The sequence below is a fragment of the Anaeromyxobacter sp. SG17 genome (assembly GCF_022690695.1).
In the GTDB taxonomy this organism is placed as follows: Bacteria; Myxococcota; Myxococcia; order Myxococcales; family Anaeromyxobacteraceae; genus Anaeromyxobacter; species Anaeromyxobacter soli.
Window position 1 is genome coordinate 1 of the sequence record NZ_JALCYX010000075.1, and the last position, 20,199, is coordinate 20,199.

The following is a 20,199-nucleotide window of genomic DNA, read 5'->3' on the forward strand; positions in this document are numbered from 1 at the left end:
CGGCGCGGGGGGCGGGCGCCGCTGCGCCGGCGGCGCCCGCGGCAGCGGCGGCCTTCGGCTGCGCCACGGGCTTCGCGGCGCCGGGCGCCTCCGGCGGCAGGAACACCGGGCCGGCCTCGTTCCACGGATGCGCCTCGAGCTTGGCGCGCAGGAGCGAGCCGAGCGGCGCGCGGGGGTAGTACTCCGCGTTCTTGTCGACCTTGTAGACCGGGAACGGGCTCAGCGCGTCGGACCAGCGGAAGGTCAGGTTGCGGATGTTCCGCTGCGACCCCTCGAACTCGCGGGTGTGCTGGATGGAGCCCGTCGGGCAGGGCTCCACGCACAGCCCACAGAACATGCACTTCGCCTCGTCGATGTCGAACTGCGTGACGACGCGCTGCTTGGGGTTCGCCGGGTCCTTCTCGAGCGTGATCTGGATGCAGTTGATGGGGCAGGCGCGCTCGCAGGCCTGGCACCCGGTGCAGATCGCGGTGTCCACCTCGAGGAACCCGCGGTAGCGCGGGGGCAGCATGTCCCGCACCGGCATCGGCGTCCGGTCCGGGTACTGGACCGTGATCGGCCTGCGGAGCAGGTGGGAGAGCGTGATCGACATGCCGTGCCAGAAGGACTTGACGGTGTCCTTGATGGCGCCGGTGTACTCGCTGACGGACTGGGCCATGTTCGTATCCCGCCTACCAGTTGGAGAGGTCGACCTGATCGCCGCCGGCCTCGACGTTCTGCTTCGCGAGCCGCAGCATCTGCACCAGGGCGACGAGGGCGCCGACGAAGAGGACCACGCCGCTCACGGTCGACGCGACCGGCACGCGCGCCACCAGGATCTGCCAGAGCAGGGTGGCGACGAACGTCGCGAAGGCGCCCGGGACGAGGTACTTCCAGCAGAGGTTCATCATCTGGTCCACGCGGATGCGCGGGAAGGTCCAGCGGATCCAGATGACGAGGTTCATCACGAGGAACGTCTTCACGAAGAACACCGCCATCGACGCGACCTGCAGCCCCCACCACGCCGGCGCGGGGAGCGCGCCCGCGCCGCGCGCGGCCTCGTACGCCTCCGCGGCGACGCCCGGCACCTGCCAGCCGCCGAAGAAGAGCGTCACCGCGATGGCGCTCATGATCCAGACGTTGCCGAACTCGACGAGGAAGAAGATCGCGTACCGGAACGCCGTGTACTCGGCCAGGTAGCCGGCGACGAGCTCCGACTCCGCCTCGGGCAGGTCGAACGGCGGGCGGTTCGACTCCGCGAGCTGCGCGATGAAGAAGATGACGAACGCGACGAGCGCGGCCGGGTTCGTGAACACGAACCACTGCCACGGCCAGGCGCCCTGGGCGCGGATGATCCCCTGCATCGACAGGGTGCCGGCCATGAGGATGGGCACCATCACGGCGAGGCCGGCCGGGATCTCGTACGAGATCACCTGGGCGGCGGAGCGCATGCCGCCGAAGAGCGCCCACTTGGAGTTCGAGGACCAGCCGGCGAGGAGGATGCCGACGACCACGAGCGCCGTGACGGCCGTCACGTAGAAGATGCCGACGTTGAGGTCGGCGGCGATGACGCTCTCGCCGAAGGGGAGGGCGACGAAGATGAGGCCGAACCCCGCGAAGACGAAGTACGGCGCGGCGCGGAAGAGGAGCTGGTCCGCGTCGGCGGGGATGAGGTCCTCCTTCAGGAGGAGCTTCACCGCGTCCGCGATCCACTGGAAGAAGCCGCCCGCGCCGACGCGGTTGTAGCCGATGCGGCTCTGCATGCGGGAGCTGACCCGCATCTCCCACCAGATCGTGACCGCGGCGACGACCGCGCCGAAGTTCAGGATCATGAAGGTGAGGAGCCCGGCGGCGACGCCGTACACGAGCCCGGTGAACGGCCAGGTGGCCGGGTCGTGGTGGAGCACTTCGCGCACGAACACCGCCACCGGCTCGGGCTTCGCGATCGTGGCGAGCACGAGCACGGCGCCGAACAGGATCACGGGCAGCGCGAGCGCCACCACGAGCGTGACGAGCAGCTTGGTCCGGGGGTTGCCCTTCGGGAGCGTGACGGTGGCCATTAGCGATCGATCTCCGGAGCGACGACGTCCAGCGACGAGATGAGCGCGACCAGGTCGGCGACCATCAGGCCGCCGGAGATGTCCTCGATGATGGACATCGCGGTGAACGAGCCCGTGCGCGCGCGGACGCGGTACGCCTTGTTCGTCCCGTCCGACACCACGTAGTAGGCCATCTCGCCGCGAGCCGACTCGACGCGCGAGAGCACCTCGCCGGCGTCCGGCTTCACGTTGCGCGGCACCTTCGCCATGATCTCCTCGGGAGTCTGGCCGATGGTCTCGAGCGCCTGGCGGACGATGCGCGAGGACTCCTTCATCTCGAGGCAGCGCACGTAGTAGCGGTCGAAGCAGTCGCCGACCGCGCCGGCCCAGCCCTTCCCCACCGGCACCTCGAACTCGAAGTTCGGGTACGCACCGTACGGCATGTCGCGCCGGAGATCCCAGTCGACGCCGGAGCCGCGCAGGTTCGGGCCGACGAGGCCGTAGCTGATGGCCTGCTCGCGGGAGACGACGGCGACCTTCGCGAGGCGCTTCTTGTAGATCTCGTTGAAGGTGATGAGCCGGTCGAACTCGGGGAGGAACTTGTCGAACCGGTCGAGGAACGCGAGGACCTTGTCCCGCCACCCCTCCGGCAGGTCGAAGGCGACGCCGCCGATGCGGTGGTAGTTGTAGGTCAGCCGGGCGCCGCAGAGCGCCTCGATGAAGTCGTTGATCTCCTCGCGCTCGCGCAGGCCGTGGACCATCGGCGTGAACGCGCCGATGTCCATCGTCATCGTGCCGACCGCGATGAGGTGGCTCGCGATGCGCACGAGCTCGCAGCTGATCGCCCGGAGCCACTGCGCGCGGGGCGGCACCTCGACCTTGAGGAGCTTCTCGACGGCGATCGCGTACCCCTCGTTCGCGAACATCGCCGCCACGTAGTCGATGCGATCCGTGAACGGCATGAAGCCGGGGTAGCCGGTCGCCTCGCCGATCTTCTCGATCGAGCGGTGGAGGTAGCCGACGTCCGGGATCGCCCGCTTCATCACCTCGCCGTCGGTCTCGACGATGAAGTTGATGACGCCGTGCGTGGACGGGTGCTGCGGACCGAAGTTGAGGACCATCTCCTCGTAGTTGCGGTCGACGCGGCGGAGGATGAGCTTCTCCATGTGTTCTCCCTACGCCTTCGCGGGGCCGTCGACGCCACCGGCCGCGTTCGCGGCCTCGGCGCGGCGCACGTCGTCGAGACGCTTGAGCTCGACCAGGGGGTTCTCGCGGACGTTGGAGAACCCGTGGTAGCCGCCGGTCTCCTGGTAGTCCTTCCGCAGCGGATGGCCGATCCAGTCGTCGGGGAGCATGATCCGGCGGAGATCGGGGTGGCCCTCGAACGTCACGCCGAAGAGGTCGTAGACCTCGCGCTCGAACCAGTTGGCCGTCTTCCACACGCCCTCGACGGTCGCGATCGACGGCGCGGCCCGGTCCAGCTGGACCTTCAGCACGATGGAGTGCCGGTGCCGGTACGAGAGCAGGTGGTAGACGACCTCGATCTGGTTGTTCTTCGGCCAGTCGAGGGCGGTGAGGTCCTCGAGGAAGTCGAGCTCGAGGCCCGGCTCCTTCGCGAGGAAGCGGCAGATCTCCACGATCCGCTCTCGCTTCACGACCGCGAAGGCGTCGATCTTCGGCTCGGAGAGCGGGCCGACGTCCTCGCCGAACCGTGCCTTCAGTCGGTCATGGATTTCTGTGGTCGTCATCTGTTCCCCTGCTGCTAAGCGAGGCGAGCGGGCCGCTCATCGCGTGCCCAGGCTCGCCCCGTCCGGAAACACCAAACGTGAAGCCTGCCTGTCGGCGCCCTACGCGACGCTCCCCTTTGCCGCTCGACGCTTCGTCGACCAGGGCTCGGATCGGATGAGCTCCTGCAGGCGGATGAGGCCCTCGGTGAGCGCCTCGGGCCGCGGCGGGCAGCCGGGCACGTAGACGTCGACGGGGAGGACCTTGTCGACGCCCTTGCAGACCGAGTAGCCGAGCTGGAAGAGGCCGCCGCAGTTGGAGCAGGAGCCCATCGAGATGACGTACTTGGGCTCGGGCATCTGGTCGTAGAGGAGCTTCGCCCGCTCGGCCATCTTGTACGTCAGCGTGCCCGCCACGATCATGAAGTCCGCCTGGCGAGGGCTCGCGCGGGGGATCGCGCCGAAGCGCATCACGTCCGCGCGCGGGCCGCCGAACTGCATGAGCTCGATGCCGCAGCACGCGAGGCCGAACAGCAGGTACCAGAGCGAGTTCTCGCGAGCCATGTTGATGAGCTTGTCGAGCTGGCTCGTGTGGAACAGGGTGACGTCCCCGGCCCCGGCCCCCGCGTCCATCGTTCGTCCCGTCATTTCGAGGAGATCTCCTGTAGTTGCAACACGTGCGGGTTACGCGGCCTTCCGTGCCGGGGGCGCCTCGGAGGCGCGCGAGGGCGCCAGCGTCTTCACCCACTCGAGGTCGCCGTGCGCCCACACCCACACCAGGCCGACGACGAGGATGGCGGTGAACAGGAACAGCTCGAAGAACGCCACCCACGCCAGCGCGGGGCTCGCCGAGACCCAGTCGCGGTAGACGGCCACCACCGGGAACGTCAGGGCGATGTCGACCTCGAAGATCACGAACACGAGCGCGACGAGGTAGAAGCGTGGATTGAAGTTGAACCACGCCACCCCGATGGGCCGCTCGCCACATTCATAGGTGGTCGCCTTCTCCGCATTGGGGATGCGCGGACCGGCGAGCCTCGACAGGGTGACTCCACCCAGAGCGAAACCCAGCGTGACGATCGCGAAGACGAGGACGGTGCCGAACTGAAAGCCCATGCCGGCGCTCCTAAAGTGGACCTATGTTGTCGGCAAAACTCAGGAAAGTGCGGGCGGAGTCTACATAACGCCCCCCCTGTGTCAAGGGGGCCAAACCCGTTGACAACCCTGATCGCGACAGGCACTTAAGGGGCCTCCAAGCGGACCCCTGCCCACCCATGCTGACACCCCTCCAGACCTATTTCCCGATTGGCGTCGCTCTGCTGGTGGCGGTAGGACTCGCGGCCCTCATGGTGGCGCTCGCCAACCTGCTCGGTCCTCGTCGGCCGAGCGTGGTGAAGAGCACCCCGTTCGAGTGCGGGTCGGAGCCAGCCGCCGGCTCTCCGCGAGAGCGGTTCGGCGTGAAGTTCTACGTCGTCGCGCTGCTCTTCATCGTCTTCGACATCGAAGCGATCTTCCTCTACCCGTGGGCCGTGCTGCTCCTGCCGAGCCAGGGCTACCCGGGCCTCGGTTGGGCCGGGTTCGTCTCAATGGGTATCTTCGTGGCCACGCTGGTGGCCGGCCTCGTGTACGTCTGGAAGAAGGGCGTGCTCGACTGGGCGGACTAGGAGTCGCAATGGCATCCGAGCTCGACACCGTCCCCGTCATCACCACCCGCCGCGACGAGGCGCAGGGCTTCCTGCAGGGGCTCGTCTCCAAGGGCCTCGGGTGGGCGAGGAAGTACTCGCTCTTCCAGTATCCGTTCGTCACCGCCTGCTGCGGCATGGAGTACATGACCGTCGCGTCGGCGCGCTACGACCTCGACCGCTTCGGCGCCGCGCTGCCGCGCTTCTCGCCGCGCCAGGCGGACCTCCTCATCGTCGTCGGCACCGTGAACTGCAAGCAGGCGCCGATCCTCCGGCGCGTGTACGAGCAGATCACCGAGCCGAAGTGGGTGATGGCGTTCGGCGTCTGCGCGTCGTCGGGCGGCTTCTACGACAACTACGCGACGGTGCAGGGCATCGACCGGATCATCCCGGTAGACGTCTACGTCCCGGGCTGCCCGCCGCGGCCGGAGCAGGTGCTCGACGGCATCATGCTGTTGCAGCGGAAGATCCAGGGTCAGGAGCACAAGCTCATCGACCGCAAGCCTCTGCCCGTGGTCGGCCAGACGCCGACCACGCGCTAGCGAGGGACCATGTCGAAGGTCGTGATCGACGCGCTCGTCGAGCGCTTCCCAGATGCCGTGTACGACGCCTACGTGGGCGTGGGCGGCGACGACTGCGCGTTCGTGAAGAAGGAGCGCATCGTCGAGGTGTGCCGCTTCCTGAAGAGCGATCCGGGCATGCTCTTCGACATGGCGCCGTACATCACCGCGGTCGACTACCTCGGGCAGGAGCCCCGGTTCGAGGTCGTCTACAACCTGCTCTCGCTGAAGACGAACCGGCGCATTCGCCTGCGCGTGAAGGTGCCGGAGCAGGACGCGGTCGTGCCGAGCGTGACGTCGCTCTGGCGCGGCGCGGACTGGTTCGAGCGCTACTGCTTCGACATGTACGGGATCCGCTTCAGCGACCACCCGGACATGCGGCGGCTGTTCATGTACGACGAGTTCGTCGGGCACCCGCTCCGCAAGGACTATCCGCTCAAGGGGCGCCAGCCGCTCGTGCAGGAGCGTGAGGTCAAGGACATCTACCGCGGGCCGGGGCCCGCCACGCGCGACTAGCGCGCCCCGGCCTCGGCGAGCGCGCGCAGGCGCGCCCCGAGGACGGACGGTGAACGGAGGCAGACCGTGACCGAGAAGAAGGGACTGGGCGAGGTCCAGACGGCGGCGCCGGGCGAAGAGCTCCGCCTCCGGCCCGGGGAGAGCGAGCTCGACGCGTTCATGCCGTCGCGGCGGATGACGGTGAACCTCGGACCGTCGCACCCCGCCATGCACGGCGTGACGCGGGCGGTGGTGGAGCTCGACGGCGAGATCATCCGCGAGATGAAGCTCGACATCGGCTTCCTCCACCGCGGGTTCGAGAAGAGCTGCGAGAACGTGACGTGGACGCAGTGCTTCCCGTACACGGACCGGCTCAACTACGTCAGCTCCATCATGAACAACGTGGGCTTCGCCCTCGCCGTCGAGAAGCTGTGCAAGCTCGACGTGCCCGAGCGGGCGAAGTACCTGCGCGTCATCACCTCCGAGCTCCACCGCATCTGCGACCACCTCACGCTCGTCGGCGCCATGGGCATGGAGCTCGGCGCGATGACGGTGTTCCTCTACGCGGTCGAGGCGCGCGACATCATCTGGGACCGGCTCGCCGAGCTGTGCGGCGCGCGCCTCACCTCGAACTACGCGCGCGTCGGCGGCGTGGCGCGGGACGCGCCCGAGGGCTGGGTCGAGAAGACCGGGAAGACGCTCGATCGCGTGAAGGGGTACGTCGACGAGATCGACGGCCTGCTCTCCCGCAACCGCATCTTCATCGATCGCACCCGCGGGACGGGCGTCGTGCCGCGCGAGGACGCGATCGAGCTCGGCTTCACCGGCCCGTGCCTGCGCGCGTCGGGCGAGCCGTTCGACCTGCGCAAGGCGGCGCCGTACCTCGTCTACGACCGGGTGGACTTCGACATCCCGGTGGGGACGAACGGCGACAACTTCGACCGGTACCAGATGCGCATGGAGGAGATGCGGCAGGCCGATCGGATCATCCGCCAGTGCTTCACGCAGATGGAGCCGGGCGAGATCGCCGTCCAGGACTTCCGCTACGTCCTGCCGCCGAAGCCGCTCGTCTACGGGACGATCGAGGGCCTCATGGCCCACTTCAAGATCATCATGGAGGGGATCCAGGTCCCCGCCGGCGAGGCGTACAGCTACACCGAGGCGGCCAACGGCGAGCTCGGCTTCTACGTCGTGTCGGACGGCGGCGGGCGCCCGTACAAGCTGGGCCTGCGGGCGCCGGGCTGGCCCATGCTGGCCGCCCTGCCGTTCATGACGAAGGACTCGCTGCTCTCCGACCTCATCCCGACGTTCGACAGCATCAACATGATCGGCGGCGAGGTCGAGCAGTAGCCGCGCCGGAATCCACAGGAGCGAACGAGCAATGGCCGAAGAGAAGAAGCCCGAGGCCCCCGCCGCCGCGCCGCCCAAGCCGCCGCCGGGCCCGCCCGCGCCGCCGCCGCCGAAGAACCCCGGCATGGTCACGGCGACGATCGACGGGCGCGAGGTGGTCGCGAAGCCCGGCACGACCGTCATCGAGGCCGCGAAGGCGCTCGGGATCGAGATCCCGTACTACTGCTACCACAAGCGCCTCTCCATCGCGGCCAACTGCCGGATGTGCCTCGTCGAGATGTCGAACGCGCCCGGCGGCAAGCTCATGCCGGCGTGCCAGATGCCGATCTCCGAGGGCGTCGCCGTCAAGACCGAGACGCCGCGCGTGAAGGACCAGCAGCGCGCCACGCTCGAGTTCCTGCTCCTGAACCACCCGGTGGACTGCGCGATCTGCGATCAGGCCGGGGAGTGCAAGCTGCAGGACTACTACATGAAGTACGACCGGCAGCCCTCGCGCCTCGACGTGCCCAAGGTGACGAAGGGCAAGCGGGTCGTGCTCGGGCCCATGGTCGTGCTCGATCAGGAGCGCTGCATCCTCTGCACGCGCTGCGTCCGCTTCATGCGCGAGATCGCGAAGGAGCCGCAGCTCGGCGTCGCCGAGCGCGGGAACGAGAGCTTCATCACCACGTTCCCCGGGCAGCCCCTCGACTCCAAGTACTCCGGGAACGTCGTCGACATCTGCCCGGTCGGCGCGCTCACCTCGGCGGACTTCCGCTTCCGCGGCCGCGTCTGGTTCATGAGCGCCGCGCGGTCGGTGTGCACCGGCTGCGCGCGCGGCTGCAACACCTTCCTCGACTACCTGAACGACACCACCTACCGCTACCGCCCGCGCGAGAACGACGCCGTCAACCAGGAGTGGATGTGTGACGAGGGCCGGGTCTCGTACAAGTACCTGAACGCGGACCGCGCGCTCCTCTCGCGCGAGGGCCGCGGCGCCCAGGCCAAGGTGCTGGCCCGCGAGGTCGCCGTGGAGCGGGCCGCCGCCGAGCTCGCGCCGCACGCCCGCGCCGGCAGCCTCGCGGTGCTGCTCTCGCCGCTCGCCTCGCTCGAGGACCTCCTCGCCGCGGCGACGGTCGCGAAGGAGGCGCTCGGGGTCGCCGAGGTCTTCGTCGGCGGTCGCCGCGACGGCTGGCAGGACGCCTTCCTGAAGCGCGCCGACGAGAACCCGAACCGCAAGGGGCTCGAGCTCGTCGCGCAGGCGCTCGGGCTCGCGGTGCGGCCGTTCGGCGACCTCACCGCGGCGGTCGCCGCCGGGAAGGTCCGGGCGGTCTGGGCGGTCGGGACGGAGGTCCCGGATCCCGCCGCCGCCGCGGCGCTCGAGGGCGCCGAGGTGCTCGTGGCGCAGTCCTACGACGACGGGCCGGTGGCGCGTCAGGCCACGGTGCTCCTGGCGGCCGCGCCGCACTCGGAGAGCGACGGCACGTTCGTCAACTTCGAGGGGCGGGCGCAGCGGTTCGAGCTCGCGTACTTCCCGCGGGGCGACTCCCGGCCGCACTGGCTGCTCGCGTCCGAGCTGGGGCGCGCGCTGGGGCTGTCCTACCGGTTCGCGACCGCGCGCGACGTGTTCGTCGAGCTCGGGCCGCGGCTCGGGACGGCGCTCGGCGACTTCCGCTGGGACTCGCTGCCGTCCACCCGCCGCCGGCCCGGGATCGTCCCGCTCGCCGCCGGCACCGTGGACGGCCGGCTCCCCGGCTACCGCGACCGCGTTCCCCCCGAGACGTCCGAGGACGCCCGCCGCGCCCTCGCCCGCACGACCTAGGAGGAGGGCCAAGTGAACCGTCTCATCGGGATGGTGGTGCTCATCGGCGCGGTGGTGGCCGGCCTCGTCGGGCTCTCGGCCGCGTTCTACCTGGCCGCCGGCGGGCTCGCGTGGGTGTTCGCCGAGTACCTCGGCGCGCCGCCGTCGTTCGGCGCCGCGATCGCCAACGTCGTCACGCTGATGCTCGTGGTCATGATGATCTCGGGCTCGCTCCTCACGGTCGCGGAGCGGAAGTGGTCCGCCATGATGCAGAACCGCATCGGCGCGAACCGCATCAAGGTGCTCGGGTCCGCCCTCGGCGGCATCCCGTTCCTCGCCGCCGACGCGCTCAAGATGCTGACGAAGGAGAGCGCCCCGCCGCGCGGCCGGACGCGGGTCCTCTACGAGATGGCGCCCGCGCTCGCGTTCGCGCCCGTGTTCGCGCTGTTCGCGATCATCCCGCTCGGGCCTCCGATCCCGCTCGGCGCCATCGTCGACTCGGCCGCCGGCGCGCTCGGCAGCGCGGGCGTCGCGCTGCAGGTGGCGAGCCCCGACGCCGGGCTGCTCTACATCTTCGCGATCTCCTCGCTCGCGGTGTACGGCACCTCGCTCGCGGGCTGGGCGTCGAACAACAAGCTCGCGCTGCTCGGCGGCGTCCGCGCCTCCTCGCAGATGATCAGCTACGAGGTCTCGCTCGGGCTGTCGCTCGTCGGGACGATGCTCGCGTACCGCACCCTGCGCCTCGAGGAGATGGTGACCGCGCAGGGGCTCGCGGTCCTCGGCCCCGTCCCGGCGCTCGGCATCCTCCTCCAGCCGGTCGGGTTCCTCATCTTCTTCGCGAGCGCGTTCGCCGAGACGAAGCGCGCGCCGTTCGACCTGCCCGAGGGCGAGAGCGAGATCGTCGGCTACTTCGTCGAGTACTCGGGCATGAAGTTCGGCCTGATGTTCCTCGCGGAGTTCGTGGAGATCGTGGTCCTCTCCGCGATCATCACCGCGGTGTTCCTCGGCGGCTGGCACCCCATCGTCGTCTCGACCGAGTGGCTCCGTCAGACCGTGACGCCCCTCTGGTTCGGGGCGATCTGCGGTGGGGCGTTCCTCGCGAAGATGATCGTGCTGATGTGGCTCCAGCTCACGATCCGCTGGCTCCTGCCGCGCTTCCGCTTCGACCAGATCCAGAAGCTCTGCTGGAAGATCCTGCTCCCCGCGGCCATCGCCAACATCTTCATCACGGCCGGCGCGCTGCTCCTCGACCCCTCGATGCAGCTGCTCGCCTGGATCGGCGTCGCGACGATCGTCATCATCGGCGCCATCACCGCCGCGGTCGGCCGCGCTCCCGCTCCGGGGGAGCACGACCACGCCGCCGCCCACGCCGTCGCGGGACACTGACCCATGCCCTATCCGATCGAGAACCGGCCCGCCGATCTGCGCGAGCGGATGTACTTCCCGGAGATCATCCGGGGCATCGGCGTGCTCACGAAGCACTTCCTCCGGAACCTGTTCCTCACGCGCGACAAGAACCCGGACGTCCTCGAGCGCCGGCGCGGCGAGCTGTGGTCGGACAACGCGACGCTCCAGTACCCCGAGGAGCGCGTGCCGTATCCCCCCGGCTACCGCGGCCTGCACCGGCTCGTCCCGCGCGAGGACGGCAAGCCCCGCTGCGTCGCCTGCTACATGTGCGCGACCGCCTGCCCGGCGCAGTGCATCTACATCGAGGCGGGCGAGTACCCGGACGATCCCATCGAGAAGTACCCGGTGAAGTTCGTCATCGACGAGCTGCGCTGCATCGTCTGCGGGTTCTGCGTGGAGGCGTGCCCGAAGGACGCCATTCGCATGGACTCGGGCGAGCACACCCCGCCGTCCTACGAGCGCGGCGCGCAGATCTGGGACGAGAAGCGGCTCCTCCGCGGGCCGCCGATCTCCTATCAGTACGATCCGTGGCTCCGCCGCGGCTCGCCGTCGATCCCGGCGGACAAGCTCGAGGAGATGCGCGCGCGCGCCAAGCCCTTCCCGACCGTCGCCACCGACGAGTACGCGCAGACGCCCGGCTTCTCCGTCCGCGCGCTCGCGCAGGAGGCGAAGGAGCGCGCCGCACGTCCGAAGTAGCGGTCCCTCCGAGCTGGCTCTCCTAAACGACAGTTCGTGATTCGCGTTCACCTTCGGTGCCGCGAATCACGCTGTCGTTTAGCCATGTTCGCACGGGGGCTGCGCCCCCGCCCCGCCGAGCGAAGCTCCGCGCGCTCGTGCGCGCGTACCAATCGATGCCCCACCCCGACAGCCGGGTCCCGTGCGCCGCCGCGAGCGGCTTCGCCGCTTCCGCGGCGTCGCCCCGGCGGGCTCGCTTCGCTCGCCTGTTCGAATCATGGTCAGCCGCTCAGCGGGCGCGGCGCACCGGCGTCGCGCCCGCGGCCGTTCTGGGCGAGGATGTGGCCGCGGCGCCGGCGCGGTCCGGGCCGAGGCCGACGGCGGGAGGAGAGGCACGTGAAGGGCGGCGTGAGCTGGGCGCGGGGCGCGTGGCGGGGCGCGATCCTCGTCGCGGCGCTGGCGAGCGCGGCTGCGCTCGTGGACCTCGGGAGCTTTCATCGCCTCGAGCAGGGGGACTCCCTCGTCCCCGTGCTCGTCTCGCTCCAGCGCTGGACCCCCTTCTTCTGGGACCAGGAGCGCTTCGGGATGCTCGTCCCGCTCGTCGCGCTCCCGCTCCGCGATCCGCTCGCGAACCTCCTCCTGCAGCGGGCGCTGACCGCCTTCGCGGGCCTCGCCTCGCTCGTCCTGCTCGCGCGGCACGCGCTCGCGGGGCGCGACTGGCCGCTCGCCGGCCTCCTCGCGGCCGGGACGCTGCTCCTGCTCGCGCCGGCCCCCTGGCTCTTCGAGTACCTCGCCTCCCAGCCCTACGGGCTGTCCACGGCGCTCGCGCTCGCGGGGCTCGCCCTGGCGGAGCCGCCGGGCGCGGGCGGGGGCGGCGCGGCGTGGCCGCCGCGGCTCGCCTGGCTCCGCACGGCGGCGGCGCTCCTCCTCGTCGTCGCCGCCCACTGGGTGAACGCGGTGGCGGGCATCGTGCTCCTGGGGCTCGCCCTCGCGCGCGCGGGCGGGGACCTCGTCGAAGGGACGGAGCGGCGGGCCGTGCGCGCCCGGCTCGTGCGCGAAGGGGCGCTCCTCGGCGCCGGCCTCGCGGCGGGCCACGTGTTCCTGCGGCTGTACCCCCTCCTCACCGGTCATCGCCTGCGGCTCGCGATGGGCGCGCTCCCCGTGGAGCGCTGGCCCCGGGCGTGGACGTCGTTCTTCGGGCTGGCGTGGCACGACGAGCGGCGCTGGGGGCTCGCGCTCGTCGCGATCGCCGCGGCGGGCCTGGCGCTCCTCCTCACCCGTCCGCTCCGGCCGCAGCTCGCGGGCGCCCTCGTGCGTGCCGGCGCGCTCCTCGCGGCGGCGCTCGGCTACGCGCTGTTCGCGGGCGCGCTGGAGTGGGTCGAGGCGAACGCCTTCCACTGGCGCTACCTCGCCCCCTCGGCCGTGCTCGTCCACCTCGCGGCGGTGTCGCTCCTGGCGGAGCCGCTCGCGCGGCTCCCGAGGCTCGCGGCGGCGGCGGGCTCGGCCGCGCTGGCGCTCGTGCCGGCGGCGGCGCTCGCGGCCTACGGCGCCCCGTCGCTCGCGCGCGTGCGCGCGGACCTCGACGCGGCGGCGGGCGCGCGGACGGAGGACGTGCTCGCGGCGGGCTGCGAGCTCGTCGCGGGGGACTACTGGTCGGTGTGGCCGACGGTGTGGCACGCCGCCCTCGTCGCGCGCGAGCGCGGGCTCGCGCGGCGCGTGTACGGCCTCACGCACCGCTCGAACCCGACCGCGCCGCTGTGGAAGGGGCGTCCCCCGGAGTCGCTCCGCATCTGCCGCCCCGCCGGCGAGGAGGAGCACGCGGAGCGATGGCTCCGCGCGTTCCACCTCTGGCCGGTCCGGGGGGTGGGACGGCAGGGGACCGTGGACGTGCTCGTCCCGGTCGGCGCTGCGAGCGCTACATCCGGAACGACGCCAGCAGCATCCCGGTGAACGTCGTGTCCTCGTAGTCGCCGCCGAAGTACGGGTTCACGCCGATCTCGGCGCCGAGCCCGAAGGTCGGCGTCACGTCGAACTTCGCGCCGGCGGCGAGCCGCATGACGAGGCCGACGGTGGAGTCGGAGGCCTTCGTCCACGTCCCGTAGTAGGGGTCGCGCTCCTTCACGGACATGTTGGCGAAGTACAGGCCGAGGCCGGCGTCGCCGTAGAGGCCGAAGCGCGGCGCCACGTCGAACCCGAACCGCGCGGCGGGCACGAGCTTGAAGAGGTTCATGCCCCACTCCCACCCGTAGTAGGAGTCGGAGAAGCGCGAGTACCCGAGCGACAGCACGAGCGAGAGGTTCGTGTTCGGGCCGAGGTGGGTCGGCAGCATCTCCAGGTCGCCGCGGAGCGCGAGGCCGGTGTTGCCGTCGCCGTCCTCGAAGCCGAGGAGGACGTTGGCGTTGGTGAGCCCGCTCGAGCTGCGGGCGCCGCGGCCCTGAGCGAGCGCGGCGGGGGCGAGGAGCAGCAGCGCCAGCGCGGCCGCGGTGCGGATCACGTTCTTCATGAGTCTTCCTCCAGGAAGCTGCGCGCCAAAAGCGGCGCGGGCGCGCATGTTAGCGGCGGTCCCGCCGCACGGAAAGGGCGCGAGCGGCAGGGCGTGTGCGCGGAGGCGGGGCGGTGTGCGGCGCGCTCGCTGCCGCCTCCGGGTCAGGCCGGCGTGCCGCCCGCGGACTCGGAGGACAGCACGTCGCGCTGGTGGAGGGGCGCGAGACGCTGCAGCACGAGGAGCCCGGGGATCGCGAGCGCCATGCAGGAGGCGAAGAAGAGGGGGTAGCCGAGCCGCTCGGCGAGGACGCCGCTCGGGATCCCGGAGAGCGTCCGCCCGAAGCCGAAGAGGCTCGAGAGGAGCGCGTACTGCGTGGCGCTGTAGCGCTTGTCGCAGACGCGGAGGATGAGCGCGAGCAGGGCGGCCGTGCCCATCCCCTGCGAGGCGTACTCCGCCGCGATCCCGACGTAGGTCCAGCCGCGCGCCGCCGCCGAGATGGGCTCGAGGGTGGCGCAGAGCGCCACGTCGAGGGGAGCGGCGCGGGCGGCGGCGGCGAGCGCGTAGAAGCCGATCGCGCCCGCCTGGGCGAAGCCGAACGCCCACAGCGCCCGGCCCAGGCCGAGGCGCGACATGAGCGCGGCGCCGAGGCCGGTCCCCGCGATGGTCGCGGCCGTGCCGATGATCTTCACGGCGAGGCCGATCTCGGCGTTCGAGAAGCACATGTCCTTCAGGAACGGGTTCACCATCGTGCCGGCGGCGTTGTCGCCGAACTTGTAGAGCACGAGGAACGCGGCCACGGTGAGCGCCTGCGGGCGGCCGAAGTAGGTCCGGAAGGGCTCGACGATCGCCGCCTTGAGCGAGCGCGGCGCGGCGGCCGGCCGCACGGGGGGGTCGGCCCAGAGCGTCAGCGCGATGGAGGCGAGGAACAGGCCGCCGAGCAGGGCGAACACCACCGGCCAGGGGAGCCACTGCGCCGAGAAGATCGCGAGCGCGCCCGCCACGAGCATGCCGATCCGGTACCACATGACCCGCAGGCCGCTCGCGGGCCCCTGCTCGTCCGGCTCGAGCACCTCGACCGAGTAGGCGTCGAGCGCGATGTCCTGGGTGGCGGACGCGATGGTGATGAACAGCGCGATCGCGCCGAGCACCGCCGCGGCGCTCGCCGCGATCGCGATGCGGCCGGTGGCCGGATCGCGCTCCAGCGCGAAGCCCGCGTAGGCCGCGAACGCGAAGAGCCCGAGGGCGAGCGCGATCTGGGCCAGCACGATCCAGCTCCGCCGCCGGTCCGGGCGGGGCAGCGCGTAGCGGTCCACGAGCGGCGCCCACAGGAACTTGAGGCTCCACGGGAGCGACACCGCGGAGAGGATCCCGATCGTCTTCAGATCGACGCCGGCGCTCCGGAGGAAGATCTGGAAGGTGTTGAAGACGAACCCCAGCGGCATGCCCGAGGCGAGCATGAGCGCCCCGAGCACCTGGACGCGCTTCGACTTGAGGACGTTGGCCAAGGCCGGACGAGACTAGACGCGGGCCGTCCCCGGCACAAGCCGGCCCGACGCCGCCAGCGGGCCCGTGCCGGCCAGCGGAGCGGGGCGTGGCGCCGACGCCCATCCCGCCCGCGCTCGACCGCGCCCCCGCACCGGGGAGCGCCGCTCACGACACCGGCCGCACCGCGCGGCGGAACTCCTCGACCGGGCGCGTGTTGAGGACCTGGCCACGCCGGACCCATCCGCGCCGCGCGACGGTCACCGCGTTCCCGAGGAACCCGAGGTTCTGGACCGAGTGCGCGTCCACCGAGAGGACCACCGGGATCCCGCGCGCGGTGGCCGCCCGCAGCCAGCGCGGCTCGAGCTCGAGCCGGCGCGGATCGCCGTTCACCTCCACGGCGCCGCGCGAGGCGGCGAGGGCGTCGAGCACCTCGTCGACGCGGCAGGCGAACGAGGGCCGATCGAGGAGGAGCCGCCCGAGCGCGTGGCCCCAGATCTTGAACACCGGGAGGGACATGCAGCGCACCAGCCGCCGCGTCATGGCGTCCTCGTCCATCTTCATCCGCGAGTGGACGCTCGCCACGACGACGTCGAGCTGCTCGAGGATGCGATCCGGGAAGTCGAGCGCGCCGTCCTCCAGGATGTCCGACTCCGTCCCCCGCAGGAGCCGCACCTTCACCTTCTCCTGCACGCGCGCGATCTCGTCCCACTGGCGCCGCAGCCGGTCCGGGTCGAGCCCGCCCGCGTAGGAGGCGGTCGGCGAGTGGTCGGTGATGGTGAGGTACTCCATGCCGAGCGCCTCCGCGGCGCGCGCCATCTCCTCGACCGAGGCGCGGCCGTCCGACCAGGTGGTGTGGCAGTGGACCATGCCGCGCACGTCCTCGAGGCGGATGAGATCGACCGGGAGCGCGCCTGCGCGCGCCGCCTCGATCTCGCCGGTGTCCTCCCGCAGCTCGGGCGGGACGGGCTGCAGCCCGAGCGCCGCGTACAGCTCCGCCTCGCTCGCGATGGGCACCTTCGCCGCCGGGTCGGGCCGCCCCTCCTGCGCGGCCCCCGCGCTCGCCGCGCCCGGCGGGAGGCGGTGGAGCCCCCACTCGCTCAGCGTGAACCCGCGCTCGCGCGCGATGCCGCGCAGCTTCACGTGGTGCGGCTTCGAGCCGGTGAAGTGGTGCAGCAGGGTGGCGAAGTCCTCCGGGGGGACGACGCGGAGATCGACCTGCAGCCCCGACGCCAGCTCGACGCTCGTCTTGGTGCCACCGCGCGCGATCGTCCGCGCGACGAGGGGGTAGGCGACGAGGCGCGCGGCGAGCGCGGCGGCATCGCGCGACGCGGCCACCACGTCCAGATCTCCGACGGTCTCCTTGCCCCGCCGGGTCGAGCCGGCGAGCGCGACCTCCTCCGCGGCGGGGTCGGCGCGCAGGTGCGCGAGGAGCGCCGCCCCGGCGGCGAGCGCGTCGACGAGCAGGACCTGCCGCTCGGCCGCGCGCGCTCGCATGCGCCCGAGCCCCTCGAGGATCCTGTCCTCCGTCTTCTCGCCGAAGCCCTTCACCGTCCGGACCCGGCCGTCGCGGCAGGCCGCCTCGAGCTCGGCGACGGTGCCGATCCCGAGGGCCGCGTGCAGGGCGGCGATCTTCTTCGGTCCCAGGTCGGGTACCTGGAGGAGCTCGAGGATGCCGGGCGGGTGCTTCGCCCGCAGCCGCTCGAGCAGCTCGAGCCGCCCGGTGCGGTGCAGCTCCGCGATCTTCTTCGCGAGCGCCTCCCCGATGCCGGGGACCTCGGTGAGGCGCCCCGCCTCGACGCGCGCCCCGAGATCCTCGAGCGCCTCCACGGCGCGCGCGCCGTTCTCGTAGGCGCGGACCTTGAACGGGTTCTCACCCTCCAGCTCGAGGAGCGTCCCGAGCTCGCGCAGCGACCGCGCGATGGCGAACTTGTCGAGCATGGGGCGCGTTATATAGGAGCCGGCCCGCCATGCCGCCGCTCCGCGTCCTCTCCGTCCTCCTCGCCGCGCTAGCCGTGACGTCCGGTGGCTGCAGCGGCGCGCGCCGCCGGGGCGCCGCGCTGCGCCCGCCCGAGGTGCTCGTCGAGGTCCTGCCGCGCTCCGCCCGGGTGGAGCTGGATGGGCGGCCGCTCGGCCCGGGCGGCGGGGCGGTGGTCCCGGACGCTGCGCCCGAGCCGCACGTGCTGCGGATCGAGGCCGACGGCTACGAGCCCGAGGAGCGGGTGCTCGCGGCGGACAGCCTCGAAGGCGCGCGCATCGCGGCCGCGCTCCGCCCGCGCGGCTTCGGCGCCGTGCGCGCCCTGGACTACGACGACGCTCCGGCGCTGGCGGCGGCGGCCGCCTGGCTCGCGGAGGAGGGCGACCCGCGGGACGCCGCCGAGTACGCCGAGCGCGCCATCTCCGTCGACCCGGGGGTCGCGGTCGCGCACCGCGCCCTCGGCGACGCCCGCGCGCGGGCGGGGGACGCAGCGGCGGCGGTGGCGGCCTGGGCGGAGTACCTGCGCCGCGCGCCCGACGCGCCGGACGGGCCAGCGGTCGAGCGACGGATGGAGGCGGCCCGCGCGGACGTGCGCGTTCCGTAAGGAGCGGCGCCTGCGCGAGCGCTGCCGCGGCCATCCGGAGGAGGGAGCATGGGACACGAGGAGCACAGGCACGAGGCGCCCCGCACGCTGCGGATCTTCGTCGTCACCGCGTCAGACACGCGCGGCGAGGCGGAGGACGGGAGCGGCGCGTTCCTCAAAGCGGCGGTGGCCCAGGCCGGGCACGTCCTCGCGGGCTACCGGATCGTGCGGGACGAGCCGGCGCAGCTCCGCGCCGCGCTGGAGGAGGCGGTGCGCGCCGGGGCGGACGCCGTCGTGGTGAACGGCGGGACGGGCATCGCCGCGCGCGACCGGACCTACGAGGCCGTCGCGGGGCTGCTCGAGAAGCGCCTCGACGGGTTCGGCGAGCTCTTCCGGATGCTCTCGTACGCGGAGATCGGCTCGGCCGCGATGCTCTCCCGCGCCGTGGCCGGCGTGTGGGGAGGGCGGGCCGTGTTCTCGGTGCCCGGCTCTCTCGCGGCCGTGCGCCTCGCCTGGGAGAAGCTCATCGGGCCCGAGATCGGCCACGTGCTGCGCGAGATCCGCAAGGACGCGGGACGCGTGTAGCGCCCGGAGCCTCGCGCCCCTGCCTCGCGGTCGCGTCTGCCGGGGAGGCGTCTCGGGGTGGGCCGATATCGGCTCGTGTGCCGATTTCTCGCACATGCACATACCCGCTGTTAAGATCGCGGGCATGCAGACACCGGTGCGGATCCTGGTGGTCGACGACGCCGAGCCCGTGCGGCAGATCCTCGTCCAGACGTTGAGGGCGCTCGGCTTCGAGCCGCTCCAGGCCGACTCGGGACCCGCCGCGCTCCGGCTGGCGCTCGCCGTGCAGCCCGCCGTCGCGATCGTGGATCAGTGGATGCCCGAGATGACCGGTGCGGAGCTGATCCTCCGCCTGCACGCCTCGCCGGATCCGCGAGTCCGCGCCATGACCGTCATCGGTCTCTCGGGGCGTCCGGGTAGCGAGCGTGATCTCCTCGCCGCCGGGGCCCTCACGTTCCTCCCGAAGCCCTTCCGCGTCGCCCAGCTCGTCGCCGCGCTGCGGGTCGCGATGGAACCCGCGCTCCCCGCGCCCACCTCGTCCGCCGCTTGAGCCGAGCCCCCCAAGGGCGGCTCATCCCGAGCGCCTCAGGGGCCCCCTCGGAGCCGATCGCTCGAGTCTCGCCCACCGCGCTCGAGCCGTGGGGCGAGCGGCCCATGGCCATCACGCGTCGAGCGTCCCGCCCCCGCGGTCCAGCAGCCCGGCCATGAGCTGGACCCGCCGCTCGGCGCGCCGCCGCGCGCCGGGCTCGAGCGTCCGATCCCGTGCAACCCGGACCTCGATTCGCAGCTCGCCGACGCGTCGGTTCCGCGCGCACTCCCGCCCGTCGAGCCAGGTCCTCATCCGCTGATTCATCCCGTCACCTCCGTTCGGCCTGCGACCCTGAACGGAATAGCAGGGGGCTCTGACAGCCAGGGGGCGGGCGGGCCCGAGCCGCGCTAAGTCCCGCTACCGATGACGCGACGGCCACGCACCCTGTCGCCCGCCCGCGCCGCGGCGCTCCGCCCCCTGCTCGACGCCCTCGACGCCGCGCTCGACCGGCGGGCCCGGCTGGCCGCGGATCCGGTGGAGCTGCCGAGGCGCTACGCGGATCCCGCCGACGCGGAGGTCGCCGCGCTGTTCGCGGCGAGCCTCGCCTACGGCCGGGCCGACGTGTTCAAGCCGGTCGTGGAGCGGGTGCTCGCGGCGATGGGCCCCTCGCCGGCGGCGTTCGTCCGCGAGTTCGCGCGGTCGCCCGACCCGTCCTTCTTCGCGGGCGCGGTCTACCGGTTCAACCGTCCGCCCGACCTCGCCGCCCTCGCGGCGGCGGTGGGCGACCTGCGCGCGCGCCACGGCTCGCTCGGCGCGCGCTTCGCGGCGCTCCTCCGCGCGTCCCGCGGCGGCGACGGCGCGCTCCGCGACGCGCTCGCGCGCTTCGCCGG

Annotated in this window: 22 protein-coding genes; 12 read left to right on the plus strand and 10 right to left on the minus strand. The window is 72.0% G+C overall.

All coding sequences use genetic code 11. The features are described 5' to 3' along the window. From MNY60_RS19715 to MNY60_RS19740, 6 genes are all read right to left on the minus strand, one after another. Positions 1-658, minus strand: a 658-nt coding sequence (locus MNY60_RS19715) for an NADH-quinone oxidoreductase subunit I (RefSeq protein WP_242361547.1), incomplete at its 3' end; no start/stop codon positions are given. A 13-nt stretch (positions 659-671) separates the two neighbouring features. Continuing rightward, positions 672-2,039, minus strand: a complete 1,368-nt coding sequence (locus MNY60_RS19720; RefSeq protein WP_242340388.1) for a complex I subunit 1 family protein — start codon at positions 2,037-2,039, stop codon at positions 672-674. Further along, on the minus strand, positions 2,039-3,184 hold the full coding sequence (locus MNY60_RS19725; protein WP_242356643.1) for an NADH-quinone oxidoreductase subunit D: 1,146 nt from the start codon (positions 3,182-3,184) through the stop codon (positions 2,039-2,041). The genes MNY60_RS19720 and MNY60_RS19725 overlap by 1 nt, the downstream gene beginning before the upstream one ends. A gap of 9 nt (positions 3,185-3,193) precedes the next feature. Then, positions 3,194-3,766 carry an NADH-quinone oxidoreductase subunit C gene (locus MNY60_RS19730; RefSeq protein WP_242340386.1) on the minus strand — a complete coding sequence of 191 codons (573 nt, stop codon included), beginning with the start codon at positions 3,764-3,766 and terminating at the stop codon, positions 3,194-3,196. A gap of 99 nt (positions 3,767-3,865) precedes the next feature. Beyond that, complete coding sequence (locus MNY60_RS19735) at positions 3,866-4,390, minus strand: NADH-quinone oxidoreductase subunit B (protein ID WP_242340385.1); 525 nt, start codon at positions 4,388-4,390, stop codon at positions 3,866-3,868. A 36-nt stretch (positions 4,391-4,426) separates the two neighbouring features. After that, positions 4,427-4,858, minus strand: coding sequence for an NADH-quinone oxidoreductase subunit A (locus MNY60_RS19740; protein ID WP_242340384.1), 432 nt, complete (start codon positions 4,856-4,858; stop codon positions 4,427-4,429). A gap of 158 nt (positions 4,859-5,016) precedes the next feature. Between MNY60_RS19740 and MNY60_RS19745 the strand changes: the two genes are divergently transcribed. The 8 genes from MNY60_RS19745 (at position 5,017) to MNY60_RS19780 (ending at position 13,638) form a co-directional block, all read left to right on the plus strand. Continuing rightward, positions 5,017-5,406, plus strand: coding sequence for an NADH-quinone oxidoreductase subunit A (locus MNY60_RS19745; RefSeq protein ID WP_242340383.1), 390 nt, complete (start codon positions 5,017-5,019; stop codon positions 5,404-5,406). A gap of 8 nt (positions 5,407-5,414) precedes the next feature. Further along, positions 5,415-5,966, plus strand: a complete 552-nt coding sequence (locus MNY60_RS19750) for an NADH-quinone oxidoreductase subunit B (protein WP_242340382.1) — start codon at positions 5,415-5,417, stop codon at positions 5,964-5,966. Between the two features lie 9 nt (positions 5,967-5,975). Further along, positions 5,976-6,500, plus strand: coding sequence for an NADH-quinone oxidoreductase subunit C (locus MNY60_RS19755; protein ID WP_242340381.1), 525 nt, complete (start codon positions 5,976-5,978; stop codon positions 6,498-6,500). Positions 6,501-6,566: 66 nt separating this feature from the next. Beyond that, on the plus strand, positions 6,567-7,829 hold the full coding sequence (locus MNY60_RS19760; RefSeq protein WP_374109411.1) for an NADH-quinone oxidoreductase subunit D: 1,263 nt from the start codon (positions 6,567-6,569) through the stop codon (positions 7,827-7,829). 31 nt (positions 7,830-7,860) lie between these two features. Next, a complete protein-coding gene (locus tag MNY60_RS19765) occupies positions 7,861-9,627 on the plus strand; it encodes a 2Fe-2S iron-sulfur cluster-binding protein (protein ID WP_242356641.1) in 1,767 nt (588 codons plus the stop codon). A gap of 12 nt (positions 9,628-9,639) precedes the next feature. Beyond that, positions 9,640-10,992 (plus strand): complex I subunit 1 family protein, encoded by a 1,353-nt coding sequence (locus MNY60_RS19770; RefSeq protein ID WP_242356638.1) that lies wholly within the window; start codon positions 9,640-9,642, stop codon positions 10,990-10,992. Between the two features lie 3 nt (positions 10,993-10,995). Then, complete coding sequence (locus MNY60_RS19775; RefSeq protein WP_242340378.1) at positions 10,996-11,709, plus strand: NADH-quinone oxidoreductase subunit I; 714 nt, start codon at positions 10,996-10,998, stop codon at positions 11,707-11,709. Positions 11,710-12,084: 375 nt separating this feature from the next. After that, positions 12,085-13,638 (plus strand): hypothetical protein, encoded by a 1,554-nt coding sequence (locus tag MNY60_RS19780; RefSeq protein ID WP_242340377.1) that lies wholly within the window; start codon positions 12,085-12,087, stop codon positions 13,636-13,638. Here the strand turns inward: MNY60_RS19780 and MNY60_RS19785 are convergent. The 3 genes from MNY60_RS19785 to polX form a co-directional block, all read right to left on the minus strand. Next, entirely contained in the window at positions 13,604-14,191 is a 588-nt protein-coding gene (locus tag MNY60_RS19785; protein ID WP_242340376.1) for an outer membrane beta-barrel protein, read from the minus strand. The two genes, MNY60_RS19780 and MNY60_RS19785, sit on opposite strands and share 35 nt — an antisense overlap. A gap of 143 nt (positions 14,192-14,334) precedes the next feature. Continuing rightward, positions 14,335-15,678, minus strand: a complete 1,344-nt coding sequence (locus MNY60_RS19790) for an MFS transporter (protein WP_242340375.1) — start codon at positions 15,676-15,678, stop codon at positions 14,335-14,337. 145 nt (positions 15,679-15,823) lie between these two features. Next, on the minus strand, positions 15,824-17,596 hold the full coding sequence (polX, locus tag MNY60_RS19795) for a DNA polymerase/3'-5' exonuclease PolX (protein ID WP_242340374.1): 1,773 nt from the start codon (positions 17,594-17,596) through the stop codon (positions 15,824-15,826). 29 nt (positions 17,597-17,625) lie between these two features. On the opposite strand from polX, the gene MNY60_RS19800 reads away from it, so the two are divergent. From MNY60_RS19800 to MNY60_RS19810, 3 genes are all read left to right on the plus strand, one after another. Further along, the gene (locus MNY60_RS19800) at positions 17,626-18,237 is read left to right on the plus strand and encodes a hypothetical protein (protein WP_242340373.1); all 612 of its coding nucleotides are present in this window, start codon (positions 17,626-17,628) and stop codon (positions 18,235-18,237) included. A 48-nt stretch (positions 18,238-18,285) separates the two neighbouring features. After that, complete coding sequence (locus MNY60_RS19805) at positions 18,286-18,801, plus strand: molybdenum cofactor biosynthesis protein B (RefSeq protein ID WP_242340372.1); 516 nt, start codon at positions 18,286-18,288, stop codon at positions 18,799-18,801. Between the two features lie 124 nt (positions 18,802-18,925). Continuing rightward, complete coding sequence (locus MNY60_RS19810) at positions 18,926-19,330, plus strand: two-component system response regulator (RefSeq protein ID WP_242340371.1); 405 nt, start codon at positions 18,926-18,928, stop codon at positions 19,328-19,330. Positions 19,331-19,441: 111 nt separating this feature from the next. Here the strand turns inward: MNY60_RS19810 and MNY60_RS19815 are convergent, their stop codons facing one another. Beyond that, positions 19,442-19,621, minus strand: a complete 180-nt coding sequence (locus MNY60_RS19815) for a hypothetical protein (RefSeq protein ID WP_242356943.1) — start codon at positions 19,619-19,621, stop codon at positions 19,442-19,444. A gap of 111 nt (positions 19,622-19,732) precedes the next feature. Here MNY60_RS19815 and MNY60_RS19820 point away from each other — a divergent pair. Further along, positions 19,733-20,199, plus strand: a 467-nt coding sequence (locus MNY60_RS19820) for a DUF2400 family protein (RefSeq protein ID WP_242340369.1), incomplete at its 3' end; no start/stop codon positions are given.

What these genes read in the sequence shown, in the direction of transcription:
- MNY60_RS19800 (WP_242340373.1), top strand. Translation starts at nt 17,626, where the DNA reads ATGCCGCCGCTCCGCGTCCTCTCCGTCCTCCTCGCCGCGCTAGCCGTG.
- MNY60_RS19775 (WP_242340378.1), top strand. Translation starts at nt 10,996, where the DNA reads ATGCCCTATCCGATCGAGAACCGGCCCGCCGATCTGCGCGAGCGGATG.
- MNY60_RS19810 (WP_242340371.1), top strand. Translation starts at nt 18,926, where the DNA reads ATGCAGACACCGGTGCGGATCCTGGTGGTCGACGACGCCGAGCCCGTG.
- MNY60_RS19740 (WP_242340384.1), bottom strand. Translation starts at nt 4,858, where the DNA reads ATGGGCTTTCAGTTCGGCACCGTCCTCGTCTTCGCGATCGTCACGCTG.
- MNY60_RS19730 (WP_242340386.1), bottom strand. Translation starts at nt 3,766, where the DNA reads ATGACGACCACAGAAATCCATGACCGACTGAAGGCACGGTTCGGCGAG.
- MNY60_RS19755 (WP_242340381.1), top strand. Translation starts at nt 5,976, where the DNA reads ATGTCGAAGGTCGTGATCGACGCGCTCGTCGAGCGCTTCCCAGATGCC.
- MNY60_RS19720 (WP_242340388.1), bottom strand. Translation starts at nt 2,039, where the DNA reads ATGGCCACCGTCACGCTCCCGAAGGGCAACCCCCGGACCAAGCTGCTC.
- MNY60_RS19785 (WP_242340376.1), bottom strand. Translation starts at nt 14,191, where the DNA reads ATGAAGAACGTGATCCGCACCGCGGCCGCGCTGGCGCTGCTGCTCCTC.
- MNY60_RS19805 (WP_242340372.1), top strand. Translation starts at nt 18,286, where the DNA reads ATGGGACACGAGGAGCACAGGCACGAGGCGCCCCGCACGCTGCGGATC.
- MNY60_RS19815 (WP_242356943.1), bottom strand. Translation starts at nt 19,621, where the DNA reads ATGAGGACCTGGCTCGACGGGCGGGAGTGCGCGCGGAACCGACGCGTC.
- MNY60_RS19750 (WP_242340382.1), top strand. Translation starts at nt 5,415, where the DNA reads ATGGCATCCGAGCTCGACACCGTCCCCGTCATCACCACCCGCCGCGAC.
- MNY60_RS19745 (WP_242340383.1), top strand. Translation starts at nt 5,017, where the DNA reads ATGCTGACACCCCTCCAGACCTATTTCCCGATTGGCGTCGCTCTGCTG.
- MNY60_RS19765 (WP_242356641.1), top strand. Translation starts at nt 7,861, where the DNA reads ATGGCCGAAGAGAAGAAGCCCGAGGCCCCCGCCGCCGCGCCGCCCAAG.
- polX (WP_242340374.1), bottom strand. Translation starts at nt 17,596, where the DNA reads ATGCTCGACAAGTTCGCCATCGCGCGGTCGCTGCGCGAGCTCGGGACG.
- MNY60_RS19725 (WP_242356643.1), bottom strand. Translation starts at nt 3,184, where the DNA reads ATGGAGAAGCTCATCCTCCGCCGCGTCGACCGCAACTACGAGGAGATG.
- MNY60_RS19735 (WP_242340385.1), bottom strand. Translation starts at nt 4,390, where the DNA reads ATGACGGGACGAACGATGGACGCGGGGGCCGGGGCCGGGGACGTCACC.